This window comes from Parapedobacter defluvii, from assembly GCF_014642075.1.
Taxonomy (GTDB): Bacteria; Bacteroidota; Bacteroidia; order Sphingobacteriales; family Sphingobacteriaceae; genus Parapedobacter; species Parapedobacter defluvii.
On sequence record NZ_BMIK01000009.1, the window covers coordinates 197,227 to 205,277 of the forward strand.

An 8,051-nucleotide genomic window follows, 5' to 3' on the forward strand; every position below is an offset into this window, starting at 1 on the left:
CTCGTTTTATCCGATTGATCTGCGCCCGCCTGTATGTCATACTATACTTCAAATGCCTTCCAGGTAAGCGTGCGGCTGAGGGATGAGGTTACTTGCATAAGTGCCTGTTCAGGAAGCGACGGCTTTTCTTCCGTTTTGATATGCGCTTTGAAAAGCTGCGCGTATTGCTTGCCGATTTTTGGCCAACGTAAAGACAATCCGTACCGGTAAGCATTTCTTTTGAGGCTCCTTAACTCGGAAGGGTTACCCAGTAGCTCATTGACAATGGATGAGAGGTGTTGGTCGTTGTTGAAGCCGAATAGCTTTCCCCGGTTGTCCCGGAGTAATTCGGTGGCATGCCAATAGGGAGTGGATACTACTGCCGCTCCGGCACCGACTGCATAAGACAGCGTGCCGCTGGTAATCTGTGCTTCATTGGGGTAGGGAGTAATGTATATATCGCATGCCGACAAATAGGAATGGAGCTTACGCTCGTGTACAAATTCAGAGATAAAGATCAAATGATCCTGAACGCCTAACTTTTTTGCCAATTGCATTAAACTGGTCCGGTAATCTTCTCCGAAATTCCGTAAGATGCCGGGATGTGTTTTTCCAAGAATGACGTATTGTACATCGGGATGTTTCGCACAGATGGCCGGTAGCGATCTGATAGCCGTTTCCAGTCCTTTACTGGGACCAAGCAGTCCGAAAGTCAGCAGGATTTTTCCAGGGGGCAATCCCAGATTTTCCTTGACGGCGGCTGTATCCAGTTTGTTGAAATCAGGTACGCCATGCGGTATTGCCTTGATTTTGTTCGAGGTTATGTCATAAACGGAACGCAGCAATTGAACGGCTTTTTTGGTCATCACAACAACTGCTGCTGCACGGTCCGCAAGCCGTTTGAGGATAGAAAGCTGAATCGGATCGGGTTGCGCCAATACGGTGTGGAATATAATGGTATAGGGAACTTTCAGTAAGCGCGTTAATCCGAGCAGGTAAACACCGCTCCGACCACCATAGATACCGAATTCGTGCTGAATACAGCACATGTCGACGCCGTTGCTATTGATAAATGCCGCCGCCGACTGATAATCGGCGAGCCGTTCCTGACTAATCACGAATTTTACGTTGTCACCATACGCATATTGGTGTTTGTCATCGGAATCATTTAACGCCACCACAAAGCTACCGTGTTCAGAAAAAGGAATGTGTTGATCCACTGCATGCATTAAATTTTCGTTAAATGTGGCCAAACCGCATTCCCTGGGCTGGCAGGTAGAGATATATGCTATCCTCATCAGTTAAATATTACCGTGTTAAAGTTTTACTACAGGCGGCTGCTGCACTTGCACTGCAAACGTACTAACAGCATAGCTCGCCGATTTGTTTGAGGGTATGGAACGAATAAAAAAATATGATAAATAAATGATAGGTTTGGGTGATATTTGAAGGACGGAAGACACATGATATAAAAAGATATTCTCAAATAAAAGATATTCTCATGGAGAAAACTATGATAACAATCTATCAGGACGTTTTTCCTTCCGTGGCACGCTATGTGTCAAAACGCGGCGGCATATTCGAAGAAGCCAAAGATGTCTTTCATGATGCATTATTGATTTATTATGAAAAAATGTATGGAGGGCAGCTCATTCTACAGCAAAGTAAAGAAGCTTACGTGTTTGGTGTTGCCAGGCATCTGTGGACCAAACGGTATGCTGAGAACCGGCGGTATGCATCGTTGGATCAATTGATGGAAGGATTTGGTGATGAAAATACCGGCCGCGATTGGATGGACGACAACTCAGCAGACGAAACGTTATCTGATAAACGCATCCTTCGGCTATTGCAAACCGCTGGCCGCAGATGCATGGAGGTGCTGGCCGCTTTTTATTACGAGAAGTTGGATATGAAAGAACTGGCTTATCGGTTTGGTTTTTCAGGTACCCGCTCGGCCACAGTGCAGAAATTTAAGTGCTTGCAGAAAGTAAAACAGATAGTCAAAGAAAAATCGCTGCACTATGAAGACTTCGTTGGATAACCTGCAACTTATGGAAGATTGTTTGCTGGGACGGGCCTCGAACGAACAATGCCTGTTTTTTGAGGCAGCTTTGCTTTTGGACCCGGCACTTCGGGAGGATATCCGATGGCAACAGAAGACCTACCACATCATCCGTGACTACGGCCGTCAGCAACTGCGGAGTGAACTGGATCAGGTACATAAGATGCTATTCACGTCTCCGCAACATCGTACATTCCGCGACCAAATACTGAAGTTCTTCCGTGGGTAATTACTGAAAATTACTAGTTAAAAGTAACGAATTGACATACCCTTAGTGAAGGTGTGTGGGGATAACTATGCTTACTCTTTATTAACTATCAACAATATGAATATCAATAGCAATGAATTCCGGCGGTATGCCGTAAAACATCACGGCATTAACGGCATGTATGTAGATCAGTATATTTCCGGTCTGCCGGCTTATGCGCTCCCGAAGGCCATGACACCGTATATTACCGAGGAGCGGCAGCTCAATGTGGCTCAGATGGATGTGTTTTCACGTCTTATGGTAGACCGTATTATTTTTCTCGGCGAACCGGTAGACGACCGTGTAGCCAACATCATCCAGGCCCAGTTGCTGTTCCTGCAGTCGGCCGATCCAAAGAAGGATATCCAGTTATACGTCAATTCGCCCGGTGGTTCGGTTTACGCGGGATTGGGTATCTACGATACCATGCAGTACATTGGGCCGGATGTGGCCACCATCTGCACAGGCATTGCCCTATCCATGGCGGCCGTACTGTTATGTGCCGGTGCCAAAGGAAAGCGTGCCGCATTGCCCCATGCCCGTGTAATGATCCACCAGACTTCCGGTGGCATGCAGGGGACAGCTGCGGATATGGATATCAGTATCCGGCAAACCTTAAAGATCCAGCAGGAGCTTTACCGGATCATTGCCGCCCACAGCGGGCAGGACTTCGAACGGGTGGACAAACTGTCGGACCGCGACCACTGGATGACCGCCGGAGAGGCCAAGGAATTCGGCATGGTGGATGAGGTACTTAAGCGTGGCGAACCGTGATACTTTTTGACGCGACATTCTCCTGCTTTTCTTCTCCCTTTTTCCTGCCGTTGTTCTGCCGTAATGTATGCCGTATCTAAGGTTTATCTAAGGCGTATGTAGCCTTTTGATAGATATGGTATAGTCCATCCTCAGATGGAGCATACATAACGGCAGGAGAAAGTAGGGAGTTAGTGTCTTATTTGCCGGCACAGGTTCGGTAAAGGCTGTCCAGTTGCATAGTGGCGGCGAAGCTTTGTTTGGGGCATTTCAAAAGTAGGTGGCTTCCATGTACGCGTGCCATCCTGTCGTACGTTTTGCCACGTATCATTCACCTATTTGCCACGTATGATCCACCTATTTGCCACATATTGTTCACCTTTATTTAGTGGGTATGCAGCGGGCAAACTGCGGACTGTATGTATAGGTGTCCTGTATATGCAGCGGGACAACTACAAGACGGCGGCTGGTGTTTCTCAAGTTTTTATCGCTTGGCTTTAGAACCAGCCTTGATTTTCTCTTCCAGCGTTTTGATGTATTTTTCTTGTATTTCGACAAGTTTTTGGAGGGATTCCAAAGTGAGGTCTTCGCTTTGGGGGGTGCGTTGGTAGGGGATGCCTGGGTCAGCCGCTAGGGTATATTCCGAAGGAGGAATCGATTCAAGATCTTTTTCCACCAGGTCTTTCAGATCGATGTGAAATAAATTCACAATTCTTACCAACACATCCAATTTTGGAATTGACCCCCGTTCATAGGAAGCTACATTGTCGCGTGACACTTCCAATAGTTTTGCTAAATCGGATTGACCTAGCTTCCGCTCCTCCCGGAGAAACTTTATATTTTTTGAAAAATAGTTCATTGTGAAAGTAAATCACAAATTAGTTGTAAATATGAAAAATATTCACAAACTTTGCTTATGTATTCACAAAAGTAATAAAAAATGAAGAAAGCGAGGTATCCTGAAAATTTGCCGTTGAAGCTTGAAATCGTGAAATCCCGGCGTACCATCAAAGAGATTGCCGAGAAAATCGGCGTAAGCCGCGAAGTGCTGACCAACACTGTGAACGGGCACTACAAAGGTGTCGAAGTGATCAAGAAACTGAAGTCTGAACTAAATATTACCGATTGACTAAAATTCTACAACACATGTACGCATCGACCTACCGAACCAAAAAGAACACCGAGCGGTTTTTCCAATCCTTTAAAGCCGGCGACGAAGCCGGGCTGAATTATTTCTATCATGCATACTATGATTACTACGCATGGCGGGCTGAACGTTTTGTGAAAGATGATGTTGTGGCGCACGCCATGGCACAGGAGGCATTCCTGCGGTTGTGGCTTATGCGGGATCTCATCCGCGATGGAGACCACCTGCACGAATTTCTCGGCATGCAGCTTCGCGAAGCGGGCAAAGCCTACTATGGTAAAACCACCGATCGTTTCCACCGGAGCATGCTGCGGCTGGATGGCATCGAGGATTTCCAGGAATTCATGCTGGGCTATGAAATGGAGGAGGAGCAGGAAGAGGATGTTGTCTACCTCGAACAGTTGGAAATGGAGAAACAGCGGCAACTGGAGCAGATCAACGGCCTGCTTCCGAACCTTGACCGGCCAACAGCAATTATTCATCCGGCTGTGCCTGCGGTATGGGTTCAATTACGAGCGTATCGCCTACCACCTCGGCGGCATCTCGGACTATGAAGTAGCCCAGCGCGTGGAGCAGTGCATCGCCAATTTGAAAGCCGCACTCTCGGATACGGCCAAGCTGGACAGCGCCACCCGGACGAAGCCGCTCGTTACCGAAGGCATGCTCACCGAAGAGCAGGCGCAGGTGCTGGCGATGCGCTATGACCTGCAATATTCTTTCGAGGAAATTGCCGAGGCTCTGCAACTGGATGATGCCAAAGTGAAATCGCTGTTTGTACAAGCGCATACCGTTATTAAAAAGGGGAAGCAATCGGCCTGACCATGGAAAAGAAGACCATCATCCTGACACGGAAAATACAGGTGTACGTCGACTGCGACGATAAGGCGCAGAAAGACGCGTACTACAAGCAACTGTATGAATGGCAGTTTTTAGCCTTTCAGGCGGCCAATCTGATCTTTACCAACCTGTATGTGCAGGATCGGGTGAAAGACCTGATTTACTTCACCGACGAGGTGAAGGTAAAGCTGGCCGACCGTGCCAAGGATGCCGAGGGCATCTTGAACACCTCGCGGATGAACACCACCTACCGCGTGCTGTCCAGTAAATTGCTGGGCAAGATGCCCTCGGACATCTTTTCCAATTTGAACAATGCACTGACGAGTGTCTATAATACCGAGCGCAGCGCGTACTGGAAAGGGGAGAAGTCGCTGCGGAATTACAAACGCAACATTCCGTTGCCCTTTTCCGGCAAGTCGTTGAAGTTCGCGGCAGATGAAAAGCACCGGGAATTCCGGTTCACGCTGTTCAAGATACCGTTCAAGACGTATCTCGGCAAGGACAAAACGGATAAACGGGTGCTGATCCAGCGGAATGTAGTTGGTATGTTAAAGCTCTGCGCTAGTTCGCTGAAAATTGATAAGGGCAAGCTTTACCTGTTGGCAGCCTTTGAGATGGAGCGCGACGAGCATCGGTTGAAAGACTCCGTAATCGCGGAAGCCTCGCTCTCCATCGAACATCCCATCGTGATGAAGGTAGGGAAGGAGCAGTTCCAGATCGGCAACAAGGAGGAATTCCTGCACCGGCGGCTGGCCATTCAGGCTGCGCGGCACCGCTTGCAGCGGGGTTCGACCTACAACCGTGGGGGTAAAGGCCGCGAGCGTAAGCTGAAAAGTTTGGAGGATTGGGACGCGAAAGAAAAACGGTATGTCGATAACCGGCTGCATTTGTATAGCAGGCGGTTGATCGATCTGTGCGTAAAATCGGAGGCGGGTACGTTATTGCTGGTGAACCAGCAGCAGAAAGAGGAGGTAGCCAAGGAAGAGGAGTTTCTGCTCCGCAATTGGAGTTATTATGGACTGAAGGAAAAGATTGCCTACAAGGCGAAGAAAGCGGGGATTAATGTGATTGAGGAATAGTGGCGGCTATCGGAGATCAGCGGTTGGCTTTTTTCGTCAATGGCTGAGAGCTGACTGCTGATCGCTAAAAGAGCCGAATAAAGTTCTTTGAAATCTTAGTAAAGATAGTGGCTGAGCTATAATGGTGTATGGCAAGGCGCGCGAAATGAGCAAAAGCACAGTTTACTAAAGGTAAATGAGCATTTTGCGAATGAGTGCAACGCAGTCAGGCGCCATTAGAGACAGACACTTAGAGGCTGCTTGTACAGCCATAGGGTGAGGTCAGGTTGACACTCACTGAATACTTTTTTCTATTGCAGATTCGGGGCTTTGTTTATTCGCGGATTTGCTGGTGAATTAGAGAACTAATGTGTATGCAATCCAATAGGGTGAGTCGTTTCGATTTGAAAGGTATATACAACAGGAGTGGTGAAGCGGCAGGTTTTTTATGCGGTGTTACAGACCCCAATTTGAAAGGTATATACAACCCCAAACCGGGTCGCTGTCCACATTGATTAGGTGTTGCAGACCCCAATTTGAAAAGGTATATACAACGCGTAGATGTTGCTTATTTGTTTTCTCACCGGGTGTTATTGACCCCGATTAGAAAGGTATCTACAACGAGCCCTTTAAAAAGGATTACAATCCGGGCGGTGTTACAGACCCCAATTGAAAGGTATATACAATCGATATAACTCAGCATCTGTTTGGTATGGTGTTCCAGACCCAAATTTGAAAGGTATTATTTTGGCTGTTAGCTTTTAGCCATTAGCTGATAGCCGATTTCTGAAAGCCGATAACTGTAACGACCCCAATTTGAAAGGGACACAACTGTGGGAACTCAAGACGGAGAGAAAGCCATTTAGCTTATCTTCAAATTTTATACGGAAACACTTTTTCCATTGTAAAAAAGTATTTTGTATTTTTGAGACAATGGAAGCGGTCAGCAAAATAAAGTCCCAGTTGAGACGGTTGAAACCACAATTGGCGTCAAAGTATGGTGTTAATGAGCTTGGATTGTTCGGCTCCATCACCCGCGATGATTTTTCAACCGATAGTGATGTCGATATCGTCGTAGATTTTGATAGGTCTATTGGCGTTGAGTTCATTGATTTAGCCAATGAACTGGAGGCAATCCTGCACCGAAAAGTAGATTTGATATCCAAAAAAGGAATAAAACCTAAATACCTAAAGGAAATACAAAAAGACCTCATTTATGTCTAAACGTGCGCCAGCGCTCTTGATAGACGACATGCTGGAATGCATCGAAAAGATCAACAGCTATCTTGAAGGGCTTACGTTTGAGCAATTCATAGACGATAACAAAACCACCGATGCCGTAGTCAGAAATTTCGAGATTATTGGAGAAGCCGCCAATAGATTACCTGACGAGTTTAGGCATCGATTCTCCGATATCGATTGGCAGCGTATCCGCGGTTTCCGAAACCGAATTGTCCACGATTATATGGGTATTGATTTCCAGATTGTGTGGACGATTATTGAAAGATACCTCCCTGATCTCAAAAAGCAGTTGCTTTCTGCTAAAGAAGCCCGCTCTGGTTAAGTAAGCTGGTTATACTAAATCCAACATTTTAGAGGCTGCTTGTACAGCCGTAGGGTGAGGTCGGGTTGACACTCACTGAATACTTTTTTATTGGAACACGGATGACACAGACGTGCTAATTGTCGGCAGATTCATCTTTGAGCTATATGCAACAAACTAGCACTTTCAAGTAAGACTTTGTCCCCAAACGCCTATATTTAAATAGTGCATACAATGACGAGGTAATAGGATTAAGTACCCAACTATTAGTCTAATTTGAAAAGTGTGTACAATGGCAGGGCCTGTTGATTATTATGATGAAAGGAACAGACCACAATTAGAAGGGAGAGTGTAAAATGAACTGTGTCAAGATTAGTAAATAAGTATTAATTTTAGACATAGTAATTATGGAGATCAGAGAAACG

General features: G+C 46.4%; 11 protein-coding genes. 9 read left to right on the top strand and 2 right to left on the bottom strand.

The window, feature by feature from the left end:
• Window positions 1–41: 41 nt before the first annotated feature.
• On the bottom strand, window positions 42–1,277 hold the full coding sequence (locus IEX60_RS14390; RefSeq protein WP_188751801.1) for a glycosyltransferase family 4 protein: 1,236 nt from the start codon (window positions 1,275–1,277) through the stop codon (window positions 42–44).
• 203 nt (window positions 1,278–1,480) lie between these two features.
• Here IEX60_RS14390 and IEX60_RS14395 point away from each other — a divergent pair, with 203 nt between their 5' ends.
• The 3 genes from IEX60_RS14395 to IEX60_RS14405 all read left to right on the top strand — a co-directional run bounded on the left by IEX60_RS14395 (window position 1,481) and on the right by IEX60_RS14405 (window position 3,062).
• Window positions 1,481–2,020: an RNA polymerase sigma factor gene (locus tag IEX60_RS14395; protein ID WP_188751802.1), complete on the top strand. Its 540-nt coding sequence runs from the start codon at window positions 1,481–1,483 to the stop codon at window positions 2,018–2,020.
• The gene (locus IEX60_RS14400) at window positions 2,001–2,270 is read left to right on the top strand and encodes a hypothetical protein (RefSeq protein ID WP_188751803.1); all 270 of its coding nucleotides are present in this window, start codon (window positions 2,001–2,003) and stop codon (window positions 2,268–2,270) included. The genes IEX60_RS14395 and IEX60_RS14400 overlap by 20 nt, the downstream gene beginning before the upstream one ends.
• 96 nt (window positions 2,271–2,366) lie before the next feature.
• Window positions 2,367–3,062, top strand: coding sequence for an ATP-dependent Clp protease proteolytic subunit (locus tag IEX60_RS14405; protein ID WP_188751808.1), 696 nt, complete (start codon window positions 2,367–2,369; stop codon window positions 3,060–3,062).
• A gap of 463 nt (window positions 3,063–3,525) precedes the next feature.
• On the opposite strand, the gene IEX60_RS14410 is transcribed toward IEX60_RS14405, so the two are convergent.
• Window positions 3,526–3,900 carry a helix-turn-helix domain-containing protein gene (locus IEX60_RS14410; protein ID WP_188751811.1) on the bottom strand — a complete coding sequence of 125 codons (375 nt, stop codon included), beginning with the start codon at window positions 3,898–3,900 and terminating at the stop codon, window positions 3,526–3,528.
• 81 nt (window positions 3,901–3,981) lie between these two features.
• Here IEX60_RS14410 and IEX60_RS14415 point away from each other — a divergent pair, with 81 nt between their 5' ends.
• The 6 genes from IEX60_RS14415 to IEX60_RS14440 all read left to right on the top strand — a co-directional run bounded on the left by IEX60_RS14415 (window position 3,982) and on the right by IEX60_RS14440 (window position 7,647).
• The gene (locus IEX60_RS14415; protein ID WP_090631964.1) at window positions 3,982–4,170 is read left to right on the top strand and encodes a hypothetical protein; all 189 of its coding nucleotides are present in this window, start codon (window positions 3,982–3,984) and stop codon (window positions 4,168–4,170) included.
• A 17-nt stretch (window positions 4,171–4,187) separates the two neighbouring features.
• Window positions 4,188–4,742 carry a hypothetical protein gene (locus IEX60_RS14420; protein WP_188751813.1) on the top strand — a complete coding sequence of 185 codons (555 nt, stop codon included), beginning with the start codon at window positions 4,188–4,190 and terminating at the stop codon, window positions 4,740–4,742.
• A 13-nt stretch (window positions 4,743–4,755) separates the two neighbouring features.
• Entirely contained in the window at window positions 4,756–5,007 is a 252-nt protein-coding gene (locus IEX60_RS14425; RefSeq protein ID WP_188751815.1) for a sigma factor-like helix-turn-helix DNA-binding protein, read from the top strand.
• 2 nt (window positions 5,008–5,009) lie between these two features.
• Window positions 5,010–6,104, top strand: a complete 1,095-nt coding sequence (locus tag IEX60_RS14430; RefSeq protein ID WP_188751816.1) for a hypothetical protein — start codon at window positions 5,010–5,012, stop codon at window positions 6,102–6,104.
• Between the two features lie 942 nt (window positions 6,105–7,046).
• Window positions 7,047–7,307 carry a nucleotidyltransferase family protein gene (locus IEX60_RS14435; RefSeq protein ID WP_229717573.1) on the top strand — a complete coding sequence of 87 codons (261 nt, stop codon included), beginning with the start codon at window positions 7,047–7,049 and terminating at the stop codon, window positions 7,305–7,307.
• Window positions 7,300–7,647, top strand: coding sequence for a HepT-like ribonuclease domain-containing protein (locus IEX60_RS14440; RefSeq protein ID WP_188751817.1), 348 nt, complete (start codon window positions 7,300–7,302; stop codon window positions 7,645–7,647). The genes IEX60_RS14435 and IEX60_RS14440 overlap by 8 nt, the downstream gene beginning before the upstream one ends.
• Window positions 7,648–8,051 lie beyond the last annotated feature (404 nt).

Coding starts and splice junctions, on each gene's coding strand:
- IEX60_RS14390 (WP_188751801.1), bottom strand. CDS start 1,277: ATGAGGATAGCATATATCTCTACCTGCCAGCCCAGGGAATGCGGTTTG.
- IEX60_RS14395 (WP_188751802.1), top strand. CDS start 1,481: ATGGAGAAAACTATGATAACAATCTATCAGGACGTTTTTCCTTCCGTG.
- IEX60_RS14400 (WP_188751803.1), top strand. CDS start 2,001: ATGAAGACTTCGTTGGATAACCTGCAACTTATGGAAGATTGTTTGCTG.
- IEX60_RS14405 (WP_188751808.1), top strand. CDS start 2,367: ATGAATATCAATAGCAATGAATTCCGGCGGTATGCCGTAAAACATCAC.
- IEX60_RS14410 (WP_188751811.1), bottom strand. CDS start 3,900: ATGAACTATTTTTCAAAAAATATAAAGTTTCTCCGGGAGGAGCGGAAG.
- IEX60_RS14415 (WP_090631964.1), top strand. CDS start 3,982: ATGAAGAAAGCGAGGTATCCTGAAAATTTGCCGTTGAAGCTTGAAATC.
- IEX60_RS14420 (WP_188751813.1), top strand. CDS start 4,188: ATGTACGCATCGACCTACCGAACCAAAAAGAACACCGAGCGGTTTTTC.
- IEX60_RS14430 (WP_188751816.1), top strand. CDS start 5,010: ATGGAAAAGAAGACCATCATCCTGACACGGAAAATACAGGTGTACGTC.
- IEX60_RS14440 (WP_188751817.1), top strand. CDS start 7,300: ATGTCTAAACGTGCGCCAGCGCTCTTGATAGACGACATGCTGGAATGC.